Origin of the sequence: Jejuia spongiicola, assembly GCF_023502325.1 — a bacterium.
In the GTDB taxonomy this organism is placed as follows: domain Bacteria; phylum Bacteroidota; class Bacteroidia; order Flavobacteriales; family Flavobacteriaceae; genus Wocania_A; species Wocania_A spongiicola.
In genome coordinates this window covers 353,363-374,549 of the sequence record NZ_JAMFLZ010000003.1, presented here as the reverse complement: position 1 = coordinate 374,549, position 21,187 = coordinate 353,363, and the positions used below count along the sequence as shown (strand labels likewise).

Below are 21,187 nucleotides of genomic sequence, written 5' to 3'. Positions count from 1 at the left end.
AATAAGCTTCAATAAAGGATGAAACGAAAATAACGAAATTTTCTGACAAATTCTATGATTCTTAATTAAGAAGATAGTTTTTTAGATCTATATAACTTGAAATTTCGATAGACGCTTTTTCTTTATCCATTACAGCTTCAATTTGCACAGGTAACGGTTGTTCTTTTTTAATAACCTCTTCTACAACATCTAAAAACTTAGTAGGATGTGCAGTTTCTAAAAACACACAATGGGCATTAGGATGTTCTTTTAAATAAGCTTTACAACCTAAATACCCCACCGCACCATGGGGATCTGCTACGTAATTATAATTGCTATATATTTCTAGCATGGCCTCTCTGGTTTTGTTATCAGAAAAACTATAAGACGATAGATTATCGTTTAATGATTCAAAACTGTTTTTATAGATTTCTTGAATACGAATAAAATTGCTTGGTGCACCAACATCCATAGCATTACTAATGGTTTGTATTGAAGGTTTTGGTTCGTAAATTTTAGATTGCAAATAACGAGTAACTACATTATTCTCATTGTTTGAAGCGATAAAATGTTTTACAGGCAACCCTAATTGTTGCGCCATCATACCTGCACATACATTACCAAAATTTCCACTAGGTACAGAGAATACAATATCACCATATGATTTATGTAATTGTTTATAGGCAAACATAAAGTAAAATAGTTGTGGCAACCAGCGTGCTACATTTATAGAGTTTGCTGATGTTAGTTGCATCTGATTAGTTAGAGTCTCGTCTAAAAAGGCTTTTTTTACCATGGCTTGACAATCATCAAAAGTGCCGTTAACTTCTAGTGCTGTGATGTTTTCTCCTAATGTTGTTAGTTGTTTTTCTTGAATATCGCTTACTTTTCCGCTAGGGTAGAGTATAACCACATTTACACCTTTTACACCTAAAAAGCCATTTGCTACTGCACCTCCCGTATCTCCTGATGTTGCTACCAAAACAGTAACTTCTTTATCATTATTCTTATTAAAATAACCTAAACAACGAGCCATAAAGCGAGCACCAACATCTTTAAATGCCATGGTTGGTCCATGAAACAATTCTAAGGTAGAGATATTTTCATTTAATTGAATTATAGGGAAGTCAAAAGACAGAGTCTCTTCAACAATAGTCTTTAAAACATCCTCAGGGATCTCCGGAGATATAAATTGCTTAATAGCTCGGAATGCTATTTCAGAATAAGATAAATCATCAATATTCTCAAAGAATTCTTTTGGTAAAGGTGTAATGCTTTCCGGAAAGTATAAACCTTTATCTGGAGCTAAGCCTTTTATTACGGCATCTTTAAATGATGTTTTTGGTGCTTTTTTATTTAGACTATAATAATTCATTTTTAATTGTAATTTCAGTTTTGCAATGGCAATCTGCAAAAAATTAATTTATTATTTTGATGCCTTCTGTGTTAATTCTTGATCTATAAGTATCAAATTTTATATCAGCTTTTGAATAAACATTTTTAATTGCATCTTCTACATTTTTAGCGTTTTCTAAACCTTTTGATAAAGAAAAAATTGAAGGCCCAGAACCCGAAATACCACAACCTAAAGCACCTGTTTTTAATGCCTCCATTTTTACTTCGTTATAATATGGAATAAGTTTGCTTCGGTGTGGTTCAATAATAACATCATGAAGGGATTTACTAATTAACTCGTAATTGCTAGTGTGTAGCCCATGAATTAAACTACCAAAATTTGCCCATTGTGTTATGGCACTTTGTAGTGAAACTTCTTTTGGAAGTATAGCTCTAGCTTCTGATGTTTTTATTTCAATTTGCGGATGAATAATAGTAACGTACAAATCATCTGGTGACGGAATTTCTAGAATTTCTAATGGCGACACACTTTTAACCAATGTAAACCCTCCAAAAATAGCTGGAGCTAAATTATCAGCATGCTCACATTTACTAGCTAAAGCTTCGCCTTTAATAGCAAACTCCGTAAGTTGTGTTTTGCTAAAAGGTTTCCCTAAAAGTTCATTCATACCAAAAACACTACCTACGGCACTCGCAGCACTACTACCAATACCACTTCCTGGTTTTATGTTTTTGCAAATTTCAATTTCAAAACCATAATCAACATTTAAAGCCTCGTACATAGCTAATGCTGAAACTCCAGCAACATTTAACTCAGCATCCATAGGTAAATCAAAGCCTTCAATTTTAGTTATAAAAATGCCTTTTTTATTCGTTTTCCTAATTAGCATTTCATCACCAATATTGTCTAAGCAAAAACCTAAAACATCAAAGCCACAAGCTACATTTGCTACAGTTGCAGGTGAAAATATTTTTATTTCGTTTTTCATTGTATATTTCTTTGTCATTGCGAATCATTTATTCCTGATTGCTATAAATGACATACTTATTTAATCATTTCCTATTCTAATTATATCAGCAAACAAGCCAGAAGCTGTAACTTCTGCACCTGCACCCGCACCTTTAATAATCATAGGTTGTTTAGGATATCTCTCTGTATAAAACATAACAATATTGTCGCTACCTTCTAAATTATAAAACGGGTGACCTTCTGGAATCTCCTTTAGCCCTACATTTGCTTTTCCTTCATTAAATTGTGCAACATATTTTAATTGGCAGTTCTTCGCTTTCGCGGAAGCATATAATTTTTGATAATGCGATTCGTCATTAATTAATGTTTGATAAAAATCATCAACAGTATCGCTTTTTAATCCAGATTCAGATAAGAAAGGCACGTTCAAAATATCTTCTAAATTTATTTCAACACCACTTTCGCGAGCTAGAATTAAAATTTTCCTTGCAACATCTACACCGCTTAAATCTATTCTTGGGTCTGGTTCTGTATAACCTTCTGCATCAGCTTGTTTTACTACATCATAAAATGTATTGGAATCGTTATAATTGTTGAATACAAAATTTAAACTACCAGATAAAACGGCCTGAATAGATATTATTTTATCGCCCGATACTATTAGATTGTTTAGCGTATCTATAATAGGTAAACCTGCGCCTACATTTGTTTCGAATAGGTAAGGGGCATTGTATTTAAGTGACAAACGTTTTAACAATTTATAGTTTTTATAATCACTAGAACAAGCAATTTTATTGCATGCTACTACGCCAATACTTTCTCGCAAATACTTTGCGTATAAATTAGCGACGTCTTTATTAGCTGTTACATCAACAAAAATACTATTGCGTAAATTCAATGATTTGGTTTTTTCAAAAAAGCCATCTAAAGTTGCTTTTTCACCTGTTGCTAATTGCTCTTTCCATGTTTTTAAATTGATACCATCTTCATCAAAAATCATAGTTCTTGAATTTGACAATCCTATAACTCGTAAGTTAATCTTTAAATTTTCCTTTAGGTATTTTTTTTGTTGTTGTATTTGTTCAACTAAACGCTCTCCAACATTGCCAACACCGGTAATAAATATGTTGAGCTGTTTGGTCTGAATTTCAAAAAACTGTTCGTGTAAGGTGTTTAATGCTTTTTTTACATCTTTTTCTGCAATTACAGCAGATATGTTTTTTTCTGAAGCTCCTTGTGCTATGGCACGAATATTAATGTTGTTTTTACCTAAACTGCTAAACATTTTACCGCTAATACCTTGATGGTTTTTCATGTTATCACCAACAAGAGCGATAATGGATAGGTTTGTTTCTACAATAATTGGGTCAATTTTATGAAGAGCTATTTCATTTTCAAAAGCTGAATCGATAGCTGTTTTTGCAGATTCAGCATCTTTTTCATCAATGCCTAAGCATATAGAATGCTCAGATGAAGCCTGTGTAATTAAAATAATATTTATTTTTTCTTGAGATAGCGTTTCAAATAATCGTTTAGAAAACCCAGGAATACCAACCATTCCATTACCTTGGAGTGTTAATAAGGCAATGTTCCCAATATTGCTAATACCTTTTACTGGAGATGTTGTGTTCAATTCACCATCAGAAATAATAGTACCAGCAGCATCTGGCTCTAATGTGTTTTTAATATGAATAGGTATGTTTAAATCTAGAACTGGTTGAACAGTTGGTGGATATAATACTTTCGCACCAAAATGAGATAATTCCATAGCCTCTTGATACGAAATTTTTTCAATAGGGTAGGCTTGTTTAACCAATTTTGGGTTCGTAGTATACATACCGCTAACATCAGTCCAAATTTCTAACTGTTTTACGTTTAAAGCAGCAGCAACGATAGCAGCAGTAAAATCTGAGCCGCCACGCCCAAGTGTAGTTTGTTCTCCCAATGTAGAATTGGCTACAAACCCAGGAAGTATAGTAATTTGTTGATTTAATGATTTGAAATAATTCTTAATATTTGCATTTGTTAAACCGAAATTCACTTCTGCTTTTGAAAAATTAGAATTGGTAATTATCAATTCCTGAGAGTTTTTACGATAAGCTGATAGCTCTCTATTTTTCATAGTCTCAGCAATGATGTATGAAGATAAAGATTCTCCAAAACTTACTAGTTTATCAGATGTTTTAGGAGATAGTTCGTTGATTAAGTATATACCATCCAATAAACTGTTTAGCTCACTTAATTTGTTTTCAACATAAGTAGAAATAGGTTTTTCACCATCATTAGGAATAAGCTCATTTATAATTTCAAAATGAATATCCTTAATAAGATTAAACGTATTTAAAAAGTTTTTGTCCTTGTTTTGTGCTTGTTTTCCAGCAAGTAGTAACTTATCGGTAATACCTCCAATAGCAGAAACAACGCATATTACTGCATCTTCTTTTGAATGATTATCTAAAATATGTATTACTTTATTTATATTTTTTGCAGAACCTACAGATGTTCCGCCAAATTTTAAAACCTTCATTTTTAATGAATTAGTGTTTTTTAATAAAATGTTTAAGAAAGTGTAATGTAAAAATTACAAAGATAGCCTGATGAGAATATAATTATTAACCCCAAAGGGTAATAGTAATTGTAGTAGTACCAAAAATAGCAGTATTTCTTCTTAAAGAAAAAGAAAGCATATCGATAATATTTTGGTTTAAAAGAATCATTATATTCATAAATAATACAAGTCAAAAGTATTACTTTTAACCTAATAAAAAAACAAATTATTTTTTTTTGCAGAATTCTTACGTAGAATATCTTTTTATGAAAGAATTCTGCAAAAAAATATTTAGAATTGAAAAAACGATAATTATCAAATGAAAATATTTTCTAAAGAACAAATTTATGAAGGTGATAAGTTAACTGCAGAGCGTCAAAATATTACATCAACAGATTTGATGGAACGCGCTGGAACACAAATTTTTAATTGGATGCATATGCGTATGCAAGGTGCTCAAGTACCCATACACGTTTTTTGTGGTATTGGCAATAACGGAGGAGATGGTTTAGTTATAGCAAGGCATTTAATAACGCATGGATATAATGTAAAAACATATGTAGTTAATTGTAGCGATAAGCGATCGAAAGATTTTTTAATCAATTATGATCGAATAAAAAATGTTACTAAAAACTGGCCTACATTATTAAGTTGTACTGAAGATTTTCCGGAGATGCATCATGATGATATTATTGTTGATGCTGTTTTCGGGATTGGTCTAAATAGACCGATAGACGATTGGGTTAAAGCTTTGTTTATGCACTTTAGGGCTACCAAAGCATTTACTTTAGCTATTGACATACCATCTGGATTAAGTACAGATAAAGTTCCTGAAAGTGAAGATGCTGTAGTTTGGGCTGGTTATACATTAAGTTTTGCATCTGCTAAATTAGTGTTTTTCTTACCAGAAACTGCTAAGTATACTGTGCAATGGGAAGTGTTGGATATTGGATTAGATCAAGAGTTTCTATATACCACAACAACTAAAGTAGATTTAATTGGAAAGCATGAGGTATTGCCAATGTACATTCCTAGAGAAAAATTCTCACACAAAGGTCATTTTGGACATGCTTTAATAATAGGGGGAAGTTATGGAAAAATAGGGGCAGTAACTTTAGCTAGCAGAGCAGTATTATCAGCAGGGGCTGGATTAATAAGTGTTTTTATTCCTAAATGTGGTTATAATGTAATACAAACTTCTTTTCCTGAAGCTATGGTAATTACTGATACGGATAATGAAAATATAACTAAAATAGCTTTTGATATTGAACCAACAGTTATTGGTTTTGGAGTTGGAATAGGTACAAGCCCAAAAACCATAAGTGCGTTTGAAGCTTTTTTGAAACAAAACAAAGCACCATTGGTTATTGATGCTGATGGCATAAATATTCTAGCTAAAAAGAAGACGTTGTTGAAATTATTGCCAGATCAGACCATTTTAACACCACATCCAAAAGAGTTAGAGCGTTTAATTGGAAAATGGAAAGACGATTTTGATAAGCTTAAAAAAGTCAAATCTTTTTCAAAAAAATATAAACTAATAGTTGTAGCAAAAGGGGCAAATACGATAACTGTTTTACAGGATAAATTATATGTAAATACAACTGGAAACCCTGGATTAGCAACCGCTGGTAGTGGTGATGTTTTAACTGGAATTATAACTGGCTTAATTTCTCAGGGATACGCTCCATTAACTGCTGCTATATTTGGAGTATACTTACATGGAAAATCAGCAGATATTGCTATTGAAGATTTTGGATATCAAAGTTTAATAGCTAGCCACGTTATAGATTATTTAGGTGAAGCCTATATAGATTTATTTAAACAGCCAGAGCAGCCTGCTCAAAAAGAAGAAGAAGCTCCAAATGAATAAAAATAAAAAAGCCGCGAATTGCGGCTTTTTTTATTTAGAACTAATTATATATTATTCTCATTTAATAGTTTAATGAGTTTTGGACTCGATGGCCTTGGAGCATCTGCATTTACTACATTGCCAGCTGGGTCAATTAAAATAAAGCGTGGTATGCCTTGAACTTTGTAGCCTTGAACAAAGTCAGATTTCCATGCATTATCAGAAAATAACTGAACACCTCCCATTTCTTTTTCTGCTATCATCTTTTTCCAACCTTCTTTTGAAGCTTCAACAGATTTGTTTTTATAGCCTCTACCATTATCAACAGATATACTTACAAACTCAATATTTTTATCATGATACTTTTCTTCCATTTCTTTTAAAAACGGAATTTCTGCTTTACATGGTCCACACCAAGTAGCCCATATATCTACATAAACAAACTTTCCTTTTAAATCTGATAAAGATGTGGTACCTCCTTTATAGTTTTCATAATTATCAAATGTAGGGGATGGTTTTCCTATAAAATGTGCAAATTGTGCTGCTCTTTCTTGCTCACGTTTTTTATTACTTTTATAAACATTTAAAATACCTTCCTTAAAACCATCTATTTCCTTTTTTTGACTTGAATATAAAGTTGAATCTATATTTTTATGTTCGTCTAAAAAAGCATTTAGTTTATTGTGAATTTTTGTGGTTTCAGATTCAAATTTTTCTTCTTCGAAATCAAGAAGGCTAGGAGGATAAAGTGTTTCTTCCAATAAAGCTTTTTTAGCTAAATAATTACTAGATTCAGCTCCATTACCTGTATATGTTACAGATTCATCAAATTCTTTGGTATCTAATGTAACGTTTAAATCATATCCGTTTTTTAAGAATACGTTTGTTGCTTCATTACCGTCATAAAGAAAGTATTCTCCAGTTTCAACTTTTAAAGTGTCTTTGAAAGTGCCATCTTTATTTACTTTAATGGTTTTAGAGTATTCACGAGTTCTTACCATTAAAGAATCACTGTTTTTGTTGGTGATTTTTCCAGATAAGGTAACATAATTTTTAGGTTCTTCTTTACAAGCAAAAGCTATGGCAAATACACAGCTTAAAATAAATAGTTTTTTCATTTTTATATTTTTATTATGACAAAAATAGCTATAAGTATAGCTTTAGTGGTAGTATTAACATTTGTTTAAGAAATTGAAGAGCCTATAATTTATGTACAAGCTTTTCGTAATTAACAACTTTTGGGATTATGTTTAAAGCAAATAATTCTTTTTGTACGTTATTAAGTGTTTTTTTGTCGATAAGTTTTTGAGACCATTCAGTTAGACTTAGCCACTCTTGTACATCATCTAATTGTTGTTCATAACGATTTGCAATTGTTTTATCTATGCTAGGAATATTTTTAAACTCAGTAGTGGTATTGTTAATTATATCTAAGATGTATTGTAAATCTTCTTTATTTGATTCGATAAAATCTTCGCGTACAGCAATAACAAAACAAGGCCAAGGAGATGGACAGTTGCCAATGCGTCTAAAAGTACCATTATCAACCAAAGGCTTGGTTGTGAATTTTTCCCAAAGAAAATAATCTGCTGTTCCGTTTGTTAAACCTTCAACCGCACCATCTAAGTTTTTAATTATTTCGAAATCAAGGTCTTTTTTTAAATCCCATGTATTGTTTTCGGCATTTATATAGGCCATTAAGTGAGAACCTGAACCATATCTGCTAATAGCTGCTTTTTTTCCTTTTATATCCTCTATGGTTTTATAAGGAGAATCATTAGCGACATGAATACCCCAAATTAAAGGAGTTTGTACAAATGTTTGCACAATTTTACTTGGGTTGCCATCAATAATATCTTTTACGATACCTTCAGTAAGAATAACAGCTATGTCAATCTTTTTTTCTCTTAAAGCCTTACACATAACACCAGTTCCGCCATAGTAATCGTGCCATCGCAAATTGATCCCCTTATCTTTGTATTCTCCGTTTTTCAATGTTAAATACCACGCCAAATTAAAATGTTCTGGCACACCACCAATGTTAACTTTCTTCATTAAATCAATTCGTTATTTTACTATTTTGTTTAAAGTATATATAATTAAGTCTTCAATTACTTTCGAAGCATTTTTACTAAAAGTGCCATTGGCTCTATTGGCAATTATGGCATTTAATGATACGGCATGATGCCCTAAAAGTTTTGATAACCCATAAATGGCAGAGGTTTCCATTTCAAGATTTGTAATACAAACACCATTAAAATTAAAAGCGTCCATTTTGCTGTTTAAAGCATTGTCTTCTAAAGGCAAGCGTAGTATGCGCCCTTGTGGGCCATAAAACCCACCAGCTGTTGCTGTTAATCCAGAATAGGTACTTTTACTTTTAAGTTTTTTTTCTAAAACCTCACTATTTTTAATTGCAATTGGTCTTGCTTTTAAAGGAGACCAGTTAGTTTGTTGTATAAAAGCATCTTCAATCTCAGGTTCTGAAATAGATTTTATTTGATAGGAGTGAAGCATACCATTTAAATCTAATCCATACGAACTTAGTAGAAACGAATCAACAGGAATGTTATTTTGTAGAGAGCCAGAGGTACCAATTCTAATAATATTAAGACTTGTAAAAGACTCTTTTGGCATTTTTGTTTTCAAATCAATATTAACAAGTGCATCCAATTCATTTAAAACAATATCTATGTTATCTGGACCAATACCTGTAGAAATTACAGAAATCCGTTTGTTTTTATAATACCCAGTATGCGTTTTAAACTCACGTTTTTGAGTTTTAAATTCTATACTATCAAAATGCTTAGAAACTTTCTCAACACGATATTGATCGCCTACAAAAATGATGGTATTAGCAATGTTTTCAGGTTTTAAATTTAAATGATAAATACTACCATCTGCATTTAAAATTAATTCAGAATCTTTAATAGGCATCTATTACAGTTTTTACAAGCTTATTTTGTAGTTTATTGAATTGGAAATCGAATTTATTCACACCACCAAAAATTATTTTATTATTGATTTTAGCAGAAAAATTGTGTTGACCAATTAAGGCTTCATGTCCTTTTCTGTTTAGTTTTAAGTAACCGTTTTCTTCTGAAAAGAATAGAGATAGTTTGTCTATAATTCTTTTTAATTGAATATCTCCAAATCCGTAATACCCTTGATAATTTAGAGCATAACCTAACAGGTGGTGTTCAGATTTTATTTCATATTTATTGAGAAGTTCCAGAATATTATACTCTAAAGCATTTAAACCATTTCTAGAATCTGGAAAACGCTTTAGGTGGGCTTTTAAACAACATCCTAAATATTCAAAAGACGATTTTTTAGTAATATATGGCTTTAACAAATTGTGATCTTTACCACAGTAAATTTGCCAAACACTGACTGCAATATCTATATCTTGATCAGATAATTTAATTCTGTTTTTATAGTGTTTGTCTATTTGTTCTGGACTTAATTCACTAAGCCCTCTTAGGTTTTTATCACCTTCAATTCTACCACTGCAAACAAGGTAAATAGGAAGGTTTATTTTTTGCTGTTGAATAAGATTAATAACTGCAATCATATTTATATGACAGAATAAGTCATATTCAAACCATAATACTATTTTTGAATACTTATCTTTCTTGTCAAGCTTTTGCAATTCGTTTTTATATTCATACTCATCAATTTCAACATCATAGAAATGATTTAAAAATGATTTTCTAGCATTTAAAAATAACTCAGAATTTATGAGTTTGCTTGTGGGGCCTTCACATAGCATTTCATGCCAAGTCAAAAAATCTCCTTTAAAGTTTAGCTCATTTAAATAATTAGTTAAATTGCTTCCATTTGTAATATGTAATGATTGCTTTGCCATATACTAACCTCCAACTCGCTTCACATTAAAACCTTTGTCTTTAAGTATGTTCATAATCTTATCACGGTAATCTCCTTGAATAATTATCTTATCATCTTTAAAACTACCTCCCACACTTAGCTTTGTTTTAATTTCTTTTGCCAAGGCTTTAAAATCTTCTGTCGCTCCAGTGTATCCTTCTAAAATAGTTATAGGCTTACCTTTTCGTTTTTCATATTTGCAAATAATGGGTTCATCTTGCATCCATAAAGAATCACCTTTTTGATTGTCTTCAGTTGGGTTTTCAGAAATATGCTCAGGAAATAAATTTTTTAATTGGTCTTGTAAATCCATAAAAAAGTGTACTATTTTTTAATAAGACCTAATTCAATTAAGCGTTCATTTAAGAACTGACCAGCTGTAATATCATCAAACTTTTTTGGGTTTTTTTCATCAATACACCCCTCTAAAACGTCCAACTTCATTTCACTTATTGGATGCATAAAAAATGGAATAGAATATCTAGAAGTACCCCAAAGCTCTTTTGGAGGATTAATTACGCGATGTATAGTAGATTTTAATTTGTTGTTTGTATGTCTTGACAGCATATCACCAACGTTAATCATAAGTTCATCAGATTCTGCAATTGCATCAATCCATTCTCCATTATGATTTTGTACTTGTAATCCACGACCTTGAGCCCCCATTAAAAGGGTTATTAAGTTAATGTCTCCGTGTGCTGCTGCACGAACAGCTTCTTTTGGTTCTTCTGTAATTGGGGGGTAATGAATAGGTCTTAAAATTGAGTTTCCATTATGAATGTAGTTGTCAAAATACATTTCTTCTAAACCTAAATGTAGTGCTAATGCGCGCAATACATATTTAGCGGTTTTTTCAAGCATTTTATATGCTTCTTTTCCAACTTCATTAAAATTTGGTAATTCTTTTACATTTACGTTTTCTGGATATTCTGCTTTTAGGTCAGTGTTGTCCTCAACATATTGACCAAAATGCCAAAACTCTTTTAAATCACCTTCTTTTTTTCCTTTAGCACTTTCTTTTCCAAAAGATACATAACCACGTTGACCTCCTATCCCTGGGATTTCATATTTTTGCTTTGTTTCTGTTGGTAAACTAAAAAAGTTCTTTACTTCACCATATAAATCGTCAACTAACTTATCATCTAAAAAATGACCTTTAAGCGCTACAAAGCCTATTTCTTCATATGCTTTTCCAATAGCATCTACGAAGTTTTGTTTTTTAACAGGATCGTTAGAAATAAAGTCATTTAAATTAACACTAGGTATAATATTCATAAGAATAATTTTAATTTGTAAGTCTTACAAATGTACAAAAACATTGTAAATTTTTAAGTTTACAAATTCATATTACTTTCTTATAGTTATATCCATTTTATATTATATTTGATGAAATTTGAAACATCAGTTTTATGAGCAAAACAATGTCTTTATTTAACATTGATTACAACATTAAAGGTCTAGACGAGAGTAGATTAATTGAGCTTTACAAAAACATGCTTAAACCAAGAATGATTGAAGAGAAAATGCTTATTCTTCTGCGTCAAGGGAAAATAAGCAAATGGTTTTCTGGTATTGGTCAAGAAGCAATTTCTGTTGGAGTTACAATGGCGATGGATAAAAATGAGTATATGTTGCCTATGCACAGAAACTTGGGAGTTTTTACTACTAGAGAAATCCCCTTGCATAGGTTATTTGCACAATGGCAGGGAAAAGCATCGGGTTTTACAAAAGGGCGAGATAGATCGTTTCACTTTGGCACTCAAGAGTACAAAATTGTTGGTATGATATCTCATCTTGGGCCACAATTGGGCGTTGCTGATGGCATAGCTTTAGCAAGTAAATTAAAAAGTAAAAACGAAGTTACTGCAGTTTTTACAGGCGAAGGAGGTACTAGCGAGGGTGATTTTCATGAAGCTTTAAATGTTGCTTCAGTGTGGGGATTACCAGTTATGTTTTGTGTTGAGAATAATGGTTACGGACTATCTACACCAACAAATGAACAATATAATTGCAAAGATATTGCTGATAGAGCTATAGGATACGGAATGGAGTCTCATATTATAGATGGGAATAATATTATTGAAGTATATACTAGAGTTAACGAAATAGCTGAAAGTATTCGTGAAACGCCAAGACCCGTTTTATTAGAGTTTAAAACGTTTAGAATGCGCGGTCATGAAGAGGCTAGTGGGACAAAATATGTGCCTCAAGATCTTATGGATTCTTGGGCAAAGAAAGACCCTGTTGTTAATTTTCAATCCTTTTTAAAAGAAAAAGGATTATTAACAGATACAGAAGAAGTTTCTATAAAAGAAAATATTTTAAAAGAAATTAATGATAATTTAGATATTGCTTATAATGAAGAAGCAATTATTCCTAATAAAACTAATGAGTTAAATGATGTATATCAATCATTTGTATATGAGGAGTTTAACTTTAATTATGAAGCAAAAGAAATTCGTTTGATAGATGCCATTTCTGATGGGCTAAAGCAAAGCATGCAGCAGCATAATGATTTGGTAATTATGGGGCAAGATATTGCAGAATATGGAGGTGTTTTTAAAATTACTGATGGCTTTGTCGAAGCTTTTGGAAAAGATAGAGTGCGAAACACGCCTATTTGTGAATCGGCAATTGTAGAGACCGCAATGGGGCTTTCAATTGCTGGGGTTAAAAGCGTTGTAGAAATGCAATTTGCAGATTTTGTCACTTCTGGCTTTAATCCCGTAGTTAATTATTTAGCAAAATCGCATTATAGATGGAACCAGAATGCCGATGTTGTTTTAAGAATGCCTTGTGGTGGAGGTGTAGCTGCTGGCCCTTTTCACTCGCAAACGAATGAAGCTTGGTTTACTAAAACACCAGGTTTAAAAGTAGTTTATCCAGCATTTCCTTTTGATGCTAAAGGGTTGTTAGCGACAGCTATTAACGACCCTAATCCTGTTTTGTTTTTTGAGCACAAAGGTTTATATAGAAGTATTCGTCAAGAAGTTCCTGCTGATTACTATACACTTCCTTTTGGAAAAGCTTCTATTCTAAAAGAAGGAGAAGATGTAACTATAATTGCATATGGAGCTGCGGTACATTGGGCGTTAGAAACTTTAGAACAAAATCCAACAATAAATGCTGATGTTTTAGATTTAAGAACATTACAACCTTTAGATACCGATGCTATTTATGCTTCGGTAAAGAAGACTGGTAGAGCAATTATTTTACATGAAGACTCTTTGTTTGGAGGAATTGCTAGCGATATTTCTGCTCTTATAATGGAGCAGTGTTTTGAGTATTTAGATGCACCAGTAAAGCGAGTTGCAAGTATGGAAACACCTATACCTTTTATTAATCAGTTAGAGGAACAATACCTTGCAAAAGGTAGGTTTGAAACTGATTTAAAAGACCTTTTAGCATATTAACTTTAGTAATGAAATATTTTGAACATTTTTTTGGTGCTGTAAAGGGAACATTAAACTGGACATGGGATTCTATTATTTTTAATGTGCCTTGGTATTCAAACTATTTTTGGGGATTAATAATCATTTCGCTTATCGTTTGGGTATTAGAAATTACTTTTCCTTGGCGAAAAAATCAATCTATTTTCAGAAAAGACTTTTGGCTTGATGGGTTTTATATGTTTTTTAATTTCTTTGTTTTTACTATTGTTATTAGTGGTATTTATAAATGTTTGGAGGTATTACTTTTAGATTTAGGAATAACCACTCAATCTCTAGCAGTAATTAACATTGCTACTTTTCCAATGTGGATCCAACTACTTGTTTTTTTCTTAATTCAAGATTTTGTGCAATGGTTTACTCACGTTTTATTGCATCGATATAATATTTTATGGAAGTTTCATAAAGTGCACCATTCTGTAAAAGAAATGGGGTTTGCAGCACATTTGCGTTACCACTGGATGGAAAACATTTTTTATAAACCGCTAAAGGTTTTAGTAGTTATGCTTTTGGGCGGATTTGAACCGGAACAAGCATTTATTGTTCATTTTATAGCTATAACCATTGGTCACCTAAATCATGCCAATGTAAAACTGACTTACGGATATTTAAAGTATATTTTTAATAACCCAGTTATGCATCTGTATCATCATGCTTTTACGCTACCAAATGTTCGTAAAAACGGTGTAAACTTTGGAATCAGTTTAAGTATCTGGGATTATCTTTTTAAAACAAATTACATTCCAGAAAAAAGTGGAACTATTAAATTAGGTTATGAAGATGATAAAAACATGCCTAAAAACTTTTTTAAGCAATTACTTTATGGCTTTAAAAAGAATGATTAATTAAGTGTTTTTGAAACCGCTTCAACTTCATCTAAAACACGCAATAAATTACCACTCCAAAGCATTTCGATTTCCTCTTCAGTATAACCACGTTTTACTAATTCTAAGGTAACATTAAAGGTTTCTGAGGCATCACTCCAACCTTTAATACCACCGCCTCCATCAAAATCACTGCTTATACCAACATGTCTTAAGCCTATTTTTTTTACTAAATAATCAATATGATTTACAAAATCTACTACATCCACCTCTTTAGGAAAATCTTGTGTTTTTGATATTTTTTTACTTACAATTTTTGGAATTGAATTCCAACGATCATTGACTTTTAGCGAATCTTGTATTTGTTTGTCTAGACTTCTAAACTCCCATTTACCATACCATTTAAGGCCTAAAGAATCTGCTACTTGATTTCTTAACTTGTTTAATGTCGCTTCTCTCGCTTCACTTTTCTCTTTATTAAGATAGCTTTTGAATGCAACAGTTTGTACAACACCTCCATTCTCTTTCATCCACTCTAACTGTTCGTCATCTAAATTTCTACTATGGTCGCACAAAGCTCTAGCTGACGAATGTGATGCAATTATAGGTGCTTTACTTAATTCAATCATTTGTCTCATGGCTTCTTTTGATGGGTGAGAAACATCTATCATCATGCCTAAACGGTTCATTTCTTTAATGACTTCTTTTCCCAAATCACTTAAGCCGTTGTGCAGCCAAACATCATCTGCTTCACCAGTATTACTGTCTGATAATTGACTATGTCCGTTATGTGCAAGCGACATATACCGCCCGCCAAGATTATAGAATTTTTCAATATTTTTAATGTCTAAGCCAACAGGGTATCCGTTTTCAATACCAATCATAGCTACTTTTTTGCCAGATTTTGAAATTCTTCTTACCTCATTTGAGGTTGTAGCTAGTTCAATATCATTAGGAGCAATATCATTTACCAACTTATGGATAGCATTAAATTTGGACATGGCATTTTCATACGCTTTTTTATAACCTTCTTCTGTTAAAGTATCTTGCCCTGTATAAACTATAAACCAAGCAACATCTAAACCGCCAACTTTCATTTTTGGCAGGTTGACTTGAGATTCTAGGTTTTGAGTATAGTTAATTGAATCTGTAAAATTATTCACGTCAATATCGCAATGCGTATCTAATGTAATAACGCGTTCATGAATTAATTTTGCACGTTCTTCTATCGAAAGAGTATTCTCAGTTTTAGAGTCGTTTTTACAAGCAGAAAGTATAAATAGTAAACAGAATAATAAATTTGAGAATTTCATTTTTAAGATGTTAGTTTTCAAAAGTGAAAATACAAAAAACTATAATGGTTTTTTAAATGCCTTATAATCAGTATATTTAATAAAACATTTAAGCTATGCTGTATAGAATTTCAAGTATTATTGTACTTTTTTTCCTTATGCTTAATTGTAAAAAAGAGGCAGAAGAGGTAAAACAATTTTATGATTGGAAAACCATACAAGTTACAGCAACTGCATATAACTCGTTGGCATATCAAACAAATTCTAATCCACATATAACAGCGTTTGGTGATAGCTTAAAACCAGGCTTGAAATATATTGCCGTATCTAGAGATCTCTTAAAAAAGGGGCTGAAGCATAATACACCAGTTAAAATTGAAGGATTTTAAGGTTTGTATTTAATAAAAGACAAAATGAACAAACGCTGGAAAAACCGTATAGATATTTATATGGGCATTGATGTTAAGGCCGCAAAAAAATGGGGCAAAAAAAAGATTTTAATTAGCTATGGGATTCCAAAAGAATAACATTAAAACTTATTTTGTTATTGCTTCTGATAAAATAAAAGGGTAGGCTTCTTTTACCTTTTTTAAATCAGATTTTGATAAATCATCTGTAGTTTTTTTAAGAATATTTAAGCTATATGCTTCTCTTAATTCGTAATAAGCTTTAGTTAGTTCATCTTGCACTTCAATATACTGCTTGTAGCTTGTTTGCTTACCTGTTTGTAATGATACAACGGCTTCTTTAGGATTGTCAGATGAGCTGTCAGAATTTAATCCATTGCAATAATTACAACTTTTATCTCCATTATTGTCAAGAAACCTTTTTGTAATTTCTTTTAAATCGCTTACAGCAACTAATTCGTCATCAACCATAATTTCATCATTGTTGTTAACCAAAATGCGTAAAATATTGCGGTCATTTATTGGAGTATCACAAATTTCTCCTGGAGGGCATTCCTTGGATAACATTCTTTTAAGACCTTTATCTTTAGGAATTGTAGCAGTAACTAAAAAAAAAATAAGTAATAAAAATGCAATGTCTGCCATAGAACCTGCATTTACTTCTGGGATTAATTTTGAATGTCTCATGTTTGTGGATTATATGTTAATGCAAACTAAAGTTCACAAAAACAATACCACAGTTCAGAAGTTGTTTTTAATGTGCGTAGCGCTTGGTGCCTTTCCATATAACCGTATCTGAATTATTGAAATTTATGATACGTTTATTGGTAATTAAATTTTCTTGAGTGATTGAATTTAAATGTTTAGATATTTTAATAAGTGTTCTCATGATTTTTTGATTGATGATGTTTGGGTTTAAAAAATAATTTCACATACCATTTAAAATGGTATGTGAAGTAGTTACCTGTACCGTCTTTTAGTATTCCATTGATTACTTTTTGTACTGTTCAAAGTTCCGCTTAATTGATTGTTGTTTAATGTTCTCATGATTTTTGTTTTTTAATTGATTTATACTAAGTAGACGACAGAAAATTAAAATTGTTACAGTACTATGCATAACAAAGTAATAAATTAACATTTTTTAACTAAAAATAGAGGAGAGGTAAGGTTTTTATAGATTATTTGACTTAAAATATTAACTTTAGGAATGGTTTTTGCCTAAATAAATGCTAAATAACATTTGTAATGTGATGAATTACAGATAAAAATAATAGTTTTGGTAACTCTTTGGAATTTATTAACCATCATAATTTATGAATTCTAACTAAAAAAAGATTGAATATAGACAGATGAAATACTATTTTTCTTTTTTCATATTATGTTTTTTTGTTTTTCCTGCAAACTCTCAAATAGATAGTAAAAACAAATCTACATCTATTCCTGCAGTAGAAAGTAAAAAGGATTCTGCTACTACCAATTTATTATTACCATCAAAACCTCTAAATAATAATACAGTTAACGGCATGTCTGTACCTAAAGCAAATACTGCTTTAAACTTCCCTAAAAAAGAGTTTTCTATGTTTGGAGAGAAATTTGGCAATCCTGGAGAGTTATATGTAGATAGATTGGATAAGAAATCTAAAGACCTAAAGACAGAAATGGGTTTGGGAGCAAAAGGAAGCACAACTGACCAGTATTTTGGAGATTTTAAAACAAAATCCAAATTTGTTAGAGTAGTCTATAGAGATTTTGGTTTACAGGATGGCGACTATATCCGAGTATTGATAAATGACGAAATCTATGAGTTTCGTGTTTTATTGACAAACAGTACAAAAGGTTTTAGGTTAGATTTAAAAGAAGGTTTTAATAAAATAGACTTTCTTGCTTTAAACGAAGGTTATTCAATGCCTAATACAGCCGAATTTCATGTTATAGATGATACTGGTAATGTTATTGCAGGAAATAAATGGAATCTATCTACAGGTGTAAAAGCTACTATTATAGTTGTTAAAGAATAATTTTATTTTTTAAAATACTTATATATTATAATAAAAAAAAGCCTCTTAAAATTTAAGAGGCTTTTTTTTAAATTTAATTATTAATCTTTCAAAGGCTGTTTAATATCCTTTTTTAAGTGTTTTGCATAAAACCCCATCATTGCTTTATAAAGTGCAATAGAATTTTCTTCTTTACCAAATCCATGACCTTCATCATATTTTACCATGTATGGTACATCAACACCTTTGGCGCGTAAAGCACTTACTATTTGATCAGATTCATCAATATTAACTCTAGGGTCGTTAGCTCCTTGAACTACAAATAGAGGCTTCTTAATTTTATCTGTATGGAATACTGGCGATACCTCAGTCATTATAGCTTTTTCCTCTGGAATGTCAGAGTCATACCAAATTTCTTTAACTATCTTTTTATAAGGCTTCCAATATTCAGGGAAAGATTCGAAAAAGGTAAAAATGTTTGAAACCCCAACATAGTCAACTCCACATGCATATAGGTCTGGTGTTTTTGTTAAACCTCTTAAAACTGCATAACCTCCATGGCTACCACCATAAATTGCAGCATTGTCTTTATCTACCCATCCTTGATCTACAACATACTGTAACCCATCTTCTACATCATCCATAGCTTTTCTTCCAATTTGTTTAAAACCAGATTCTAAAAACTTTTTACCATAGCCACCAGATATTCTAAAATTCACTTGTAAAGTAGCATAGCCACGACTCGCAAAAAGTTGTGCTTCAGGGTTAAAACCCCAAGAATCTCTAATGCCTTGTGGGCCACCATGCGGATTAACAATCACAGGTACTTTGTCTCCGTTTAAGGCTTCTTTTGGTAATGTAATATAGCCATGTAATGTAATACCATCTCTACTTTTAAAAGTAATAGGGCGCATTTCTGCCATATCATTTTCAATAAGATTTGGCATTAAATTGTAAAGTAATTTAAACTCATCCTTTTTAGCGTCGTAAGCGTAGTAGGTACCATATAGTTTATCACTTTGAAGAAAGATTAGGTATTTACTTTCATCATCAGTTTTATCTGCAATCGAATAGCTGTAATCAGGAAATTTGCTCGTTATTTTTTTATGTAACTTTTTATAATAATTGCTTACAGGGATAATATTTCTTTTTTCACCTTCATAAGAAAAATAGTCTAGCTCGTAACCTCTGTTTCTTGATAAAGACAATCCAGAAACATCATAGTTTTCATTAGAAAATAGTTTTTTAATAACCTTATCTTCTTTTAAATCATATAAATAAATTTGAGTTTTATCACTATCTAAATTTGAAGTAACATAAGCGTCATGCGGATAATCTGTTGCATAATTGAAAGAAGAAATACTAAAGCTATCTTTCCAATTTAATTGTTTATTAACTTCAAAGTTTTCTCCATCTGTTGTATAGTAAAAATCAATATTTACACCTTCACGTAATTTAGCAAACCCACGTAAGTTACCATCTTTATCAAACTCGTAACTATTAATTGGATTGGCAGCATCATCATTTTTGTATAATTGCTTAAGCTCTCCAGTAACAATATTTATTTTATATGGTTCGAATATTTGTGGATTGTTTTGATTCATAGAAATAATCATATGATCTTTATCCTCTTTTAAACCATTCAAAATGTTCACTTTTACACCATCGAAAGGCGTTAATTCTTTTTGATTTGAACCATCTACATCTACAGCAAATAAGTGGTAATCTTCATTTCCACCTTTATCCATAACATATACTAACCTATTATCGTTTGCCCAACCAAAGCCCCTAATAAGCTCTTCCTTTTCTTCAATAACCCTTTTTACATCATCTGTTTCAAGGTTTTTTACATATACATGGTTCTTTTTGTTTTCATCTTTTTCTCGGTATGATAAATAAGTTCCGTTAGGAGAAAAATTAAACGATCTTGCTTTTGGTCTAGCAAAATAATCCTCAACCGAATATTTGTAGTTAGTAGGATTCCAATTAGCAAGCTTTTCTAAATCTTCGTCAGATGTTGGTAATGCAGTATTACCTGGAAGTGTTTTAACTGTTTTTGTCAGATTTAAAGGTAACTCCATAGCACCTTGATAAAAAGTTCCTGTAAGGCTATTTTCCTTAAGTGTTCCAATGTATTTTATACCAGCTTGACTAAACTTAATAGTAAGCGTATTATCAACAAATGTTGTTACATCCATAGGTATGCCCGTTGCCCCTTGTGAAGGGCTATCCATAGTTGATGAATAGGTGTCACCTTCCATTTTTACGTCAAATACCAATGGTACTTCTGTGCCTTGTACGTCTATTTTTCCTTTCCAAGATCCAGTAATATCTTGAGCGTTTACTTGCATAGTCATGCACAAAAATAGCATAACTACTCCGCTTAGTCTAAAAATTGTAGTTTTCATTTTTAATAAAATAAGATTAAAGTTAATTGTATTGTAATGTCTTGTTAGAAGCAAAAAAAACAACATTGTTACATTTCGATCAATAAAAATTGAAGATAATATTTAATTGTCTTATTTTTAGAGCTTTATAATTTGATTTATCTAAACTACAATTTCATTTTAAATTTTACACCTAAACATTCGTTAAAAACCCTTTAAAGGTGTTATTTTTGCACGT

17 protein-coding genes and 1 pseudogene are annotated in these 21,187 nt (G+C 31.3%); 5 read left to right on the top strand and 13 right to left on the bottom strand.

Going from position 1 to position 21,187, the window contains the following annotated elements:
* Positions 1-61: 61 nt before the first annotated feature.
* Genes thrC through thrA form a run of 3 tightly spaced genes read right to left on the bottom strand, consistent with a single transcriptional unit; the run spans position 62 to position 4,832 of the window.
* On the bottom strand, positions 62-1,354 hold the full coding sequence (gene thrC / locus M3P09_RS08950) for a threonine synthase (protein WP_249972863.1): 1,293 nt from the start codon (positions 1,352-1,354) through the stop codon (positions 62-64).
* Positions 1,355-1,397: 43 nt separating this feature from the next.
* On the bottom strand, positions 1,398-2,324 hold the full coding sequence (locus M3P09_RS08945; protein WP_249972862.1) for a homoserine kinase: 927 nt from the start codon (positions 2,322-2,324) through the stop codon (positions 1,398-1,400).
* A 60-nt stretch (positions 2,325-2,384) separates the two neighbouring features.
* A complete protein-coding gene (gene thrA / locus M3P09_RS08940) occupies positions 2,385-4,832 on the bottom strand; it encodes a bifunctional aspartate kinase/homoserine dehydrogenase I (protein ID WP_249972861.1) in 2,448 nt (815 codons plus the stop codon).
* 340 nt (positions 4,833-5,172) lie between these two features.
* On the opposite strand from thrA, the gene M3P09_RS08935 reads away from it, so the two are divergent.
* Positions 5,173-6,726 carry an NAD(P)H-hydrate dehydratase gene (locus tag M3P09_RS08935; RefSeq protein ID WP_249972860.1) on the top strand — a complete coding sequence of 518 codons (1,554 nt, stop codon included), beginning with the start codon at positions 5,173-5,175 and terminating at the stop codon, positions 6,724-6,726.
* A gap of 44 nt (positions 6,727-6,770) precedes the next feature.
* Here M3P09_RS08935 and M3P09_RS08930 read toward each other — a convergent pair whose 3' ends face one another.
* The 6 genes from M3P09_RS08930 to M3P09_RS08905 all read right to left on the bottom strand — a co-directional run bounded on the left by M3P09_RS08930 (position 6,771) and on the right by M3P09_RS08905 (position 11,868).
* Entirely contained in the window at positions 6,771-7,823 is a 1,053-nt protein-coding gene (locus tag M3P09_RS08930) for a TlpA family protein disulfide reductase (protein ID WP_249972859.1), read from the bottom strand.
* An 82-nt stretch (positions 7,824-7,905) separates the two neighbouring features.
* A complete protein-coding gene (locus M3P09_RS08925) occupies positions 7,906-8,760 on the bottom strand; it encodes a substrate-binding domain-containing protein (protein WP_249972858.1) in 855 nt (284 codons plus the stop codon).
* Between the two features lie 12 nt (positions 8,761-8,772).
* Positions 8,773-9,642 (bottom strand): nucleoside phosphorylase, encoded by an 870-nt coding sequence (locus M3P09_RS08920; protein WP_249972857.1) that lies wholly within the window; start codon positions 9,640-9,642, stop codon positions 8,773-8,775.
* Positions 9,632-10,573: a DUF1835 domain-containing protein gene (locus M3P09_RS08915; protein WP_249972856.1), complete on the bottom strand. Its 942-nt coding sequence runs from the start codon at positions 10,571-10,573 to the stop codon at positions 9,632-9,634. Before M3P09_RS08915 ends, M3P09_RS08920 begins: the two co-directional genes overlap by 11 nt.
* A gap of 3 nt (positions 10,574-10,576) precedes the next feature.
* Positions 10,577-10,906 carry a translation initiation factor gene (locus tag M3P09_RS08910; protein WP_249972855.1) on the bottom strand — a complete coding sequence of 110 codons (330 nt, stop codon included), beginning with the start codon at positions 10,904-10,906 and terminating at the stop codon, positions 10,577-10,579.
* 11 nt (positions 10,907-10,917) lie between these two features.
* Positions 10,918-11,868 (bottom strand): isopenicillin N synthase family dioxygenase, encoded by a 951-nt coding sequence (locus M3P09_RS08905; RefSeq protein ID WP_099565961.1) that lies wholly within the window; start codon positions 11,866-11,868, stop codon positions 10,918-10,920.
* A gap of 134 nt (positions 11,869-12,002) precedes the next feature.
* Between M3P09_RS08905 and M3P09_RS08900 the strand changes: the two genes are divergently transcribed.
* On the top strand, positions 12,003-14,006 hold the full coding sequence (locus M3P09_RS08900) for an alpha-ketoacid dehydrogenase subunit alpha/beta (RefSeq protein ID WP_249972854.1): 2,004 nt from the start codon (positions 12,003-12,005) through the stop codon (positions 14,004-14,006).
* An 8-nt stretch (positions 14,007-14,014) separates the two neighbouring features.
* The gene (locus M3P09_RS08895) at positions 14,015-14,887 is read left to right on the top strand and encodes a sterol desaturase family protein (RefSeq protein ID WP_249972853.1); all 873 of its coding nucleotides are present in this window, start codon (positions 14,015-14,017) and stop codon (positions 14,885-14,887) included.
* On the opposite strand, the gene M3P09_RS08890 is transcribed toward M3P09_RS08895, so the two are convergent.
* Positions 14,884-16,179: a dipeptidase gene (locus tag M3P09_RS08890; protein ID WP_249972852.1), complete on the bottom strand. Its 1,296-nt coding sequence runs from the start codon at positions 16,177-16,179 to the stop codon at positions 14,884-14,886. The genes M3P09_RS08895 and M3P09_RS08890 overlap by 4 nt on opposite strands.
* Positions 16,180-16,316: 137 nt before the next feature.
* On the opposite strand from M3P09_RS08890, the pseudogene M3P09_RS08885 reads away from it, so the two are divergent.
* A pseudogene (locus M3P09_RS08885) lies at positions 16,317-16,685 on the top strand (3D domain-containing protein).
* A gap of 9 nt (positions 16,686-16,694) precedes the next feature.
* Here the strand turns inward: M3P09_RS08885 and M3P09_RS08880 are convergent.
* Both M3P09_RS08880 and M3P09_RS17345 read right to left on the bottom strand, forming a co-directional pair.
* Positions 16,695-17,252 carry an ExbD/TolR family protein gene (locus tag M3P09_RS08880; RefSeq protein WP_099565956.1) on the bottom strand — a complete coding sequence of 186 codons (558 nt, stop codon included), beginning with the start codon at positions 17,250-17,252 and terminating at the stop codon, positions 16,695-16,697.
* Between the two features lie 67 nt (positions 17,253-17,319).
* A complete protein-coding gene (locus M3P09_RS17345; protein WP_255407683.1) occupies positions 17,320-17,454 on the bottom strand; it encodes a hypothetical protein in 135 nt (44 codons plus the stop codon).
* 460 nt (positions 17,455-17,914) lie between these two features.
* Here M3P09_RS17345 and M3P09_RS08875 point away from each other — a divergent pair, with 460 nt between their 5' ends.
* Positions 17,915-18,583 carry a hypothetical protein gene (locus M3P09_RS08875; RefSeq protein WP_249972851.1) on the top strand — a complete coding sequence of 223 codons (669 nt, stop codon included), beginning with the start codon at positions 17,915-17,917 and terminating at the stop codon, positions 18,581-18,583.
* An 80-nt stretch (positions 18,584-18,663) separates the two neighbouring features.
* Here M3P09_RS08875 and M3P09_RS08870 read toward each other — a convergent pair whose 3' ends face one another.
* Entirely contained in the window at positions 18,664-20,970 is a 2,307-nt protein-coding gene (locus M3P09_RS08870) for a S9 family peptidase (RefSeq protein WP_249972850.1), read from the bottom strand.
* Between the last annotated feature and the right edge of the window lie 217 nt (positions 20,971-21,187).

Excerpts from the sequence above, each read along its gene's own strand:
- M3P09_RS08895 (WP_249972853.1), top strand. The coding sequence starts at position 14,015 with ATGAAATATTTTGAACATTTTTTTGGTGCTGTAAAGGGAACATTAAAC.
- M3P09_RS08925 (WP_249972858.1), bottom strand. The coding sequence starts at position 8,760 with ATGAAGAAAGTTAACATTGGTGGTGTGCCAGAACATTTTAATTTGGCG.
- M3P09_RS08900 (WP_249972854.1), top strand. The coding sequence starts at position 12,003 with ATGAGCAAAACAATGTCTTTATTTAACATTGATTACAACATTAAAGGT.
- M3P09_RS08935 (WP_249972860.1), top strand. The coding sequence starts at position 5,173 with ATGAAAATATTTTCTAAAGAACAAATTTATGAAGGTGATAAGTTAACT.
- M3P09_RS08890 (WP_249972852.1), bottom strand. The coding sequence starts at position 16,179 with ATGAAATTCTCAAATTTATTATTCTGTTTACTATTTATACTTTCTGCT.
- thrC (WP_249972863.1), bottom strand. The coding sequence starts at position 1,354 with ATGAATTATTATAGTCTAAATAAAAAAGCACCAAAAACATCATTTAAA.
- M3P09_RS08945 (WP_249972862.1), bottom strand. The coding sequence starts at position 2,324 with ATGAAAAACGAAATAAAAATATTTTCACCTGCAACTGTAGCAAATGTA.
- M3P09_RS17345 (WP_255407683.1), bottom strand. The coding sequence starts at position 17,454 with ATGAGAACACTTATTAAAATATCTAAACATTTAAATTCAATCACTCAA.
- M3P09_RS08930 (WP_249972859.1), bottom strand. The coding sequence starts at position 7,823 with ATGAAAAAACTATTTATTTTAAGCTGTGTATTTGCCATAGCTTTTGCT.
- M3P09_RS08920 (WP_249972857.1), bottom strand. The coding sequence starts at position 9,642 with ATGCCTATTAAAGATTCTGAATTAATTTTAAATGCAGATGGTAGTATT.
- M3P09_RS08910 (WP_249972855.1), bottom strand. The coding sequence starts at position 10,906 with ATGGATTTACAAGACCAATTAAAAAATTTATTTCCTGAGCATATTTCT.
- M3P09_RS08875 (WP_249972851.1), top strand. The coding sequence starts at position 17,915 with ATGAAATACTATTTTTCTTTTTTCATATTATGTTTTTTTGTTTTTCCT.
- thrA (WP_249972861.1), bottom strand. The coding sequence starts at position 4,832 with ATGAAGGTTTTAAAATTTGGCGGAACATCTGTAGGTTCTGCAAAAAAT.
- M3P09_RS08880 (WP_099565956.1), bottom strand. The coding sequence starts at position 17,252 with ATGAGACATTCAAAATTAATCCCAGAAGTAAATGCAGGTTCTATGGCA.
- M3P09_RS08915 (WP_249972856.1), bottom strand. The coding sequence starts at position 10,573 with ATGGCAAAGCAATCATTACATATTACAAATGGAAGCAATTTAACTAAT.
- M3P09_RS08905 (WP_099565961.1), bottom strand. The coding sequence starts at position 11,868 with ATGAATATTATACCTAGTGTTAATTTAAATGACTTTATTTCTAACGAT.
- M3P09_RS08870 (WP_249972850.1), bottom strand. The coding sequence starts at position 20,970 with ATGAAAACTACAATTTTTAGACTAAGCGGAGTAGTTATGCTATTTTTG.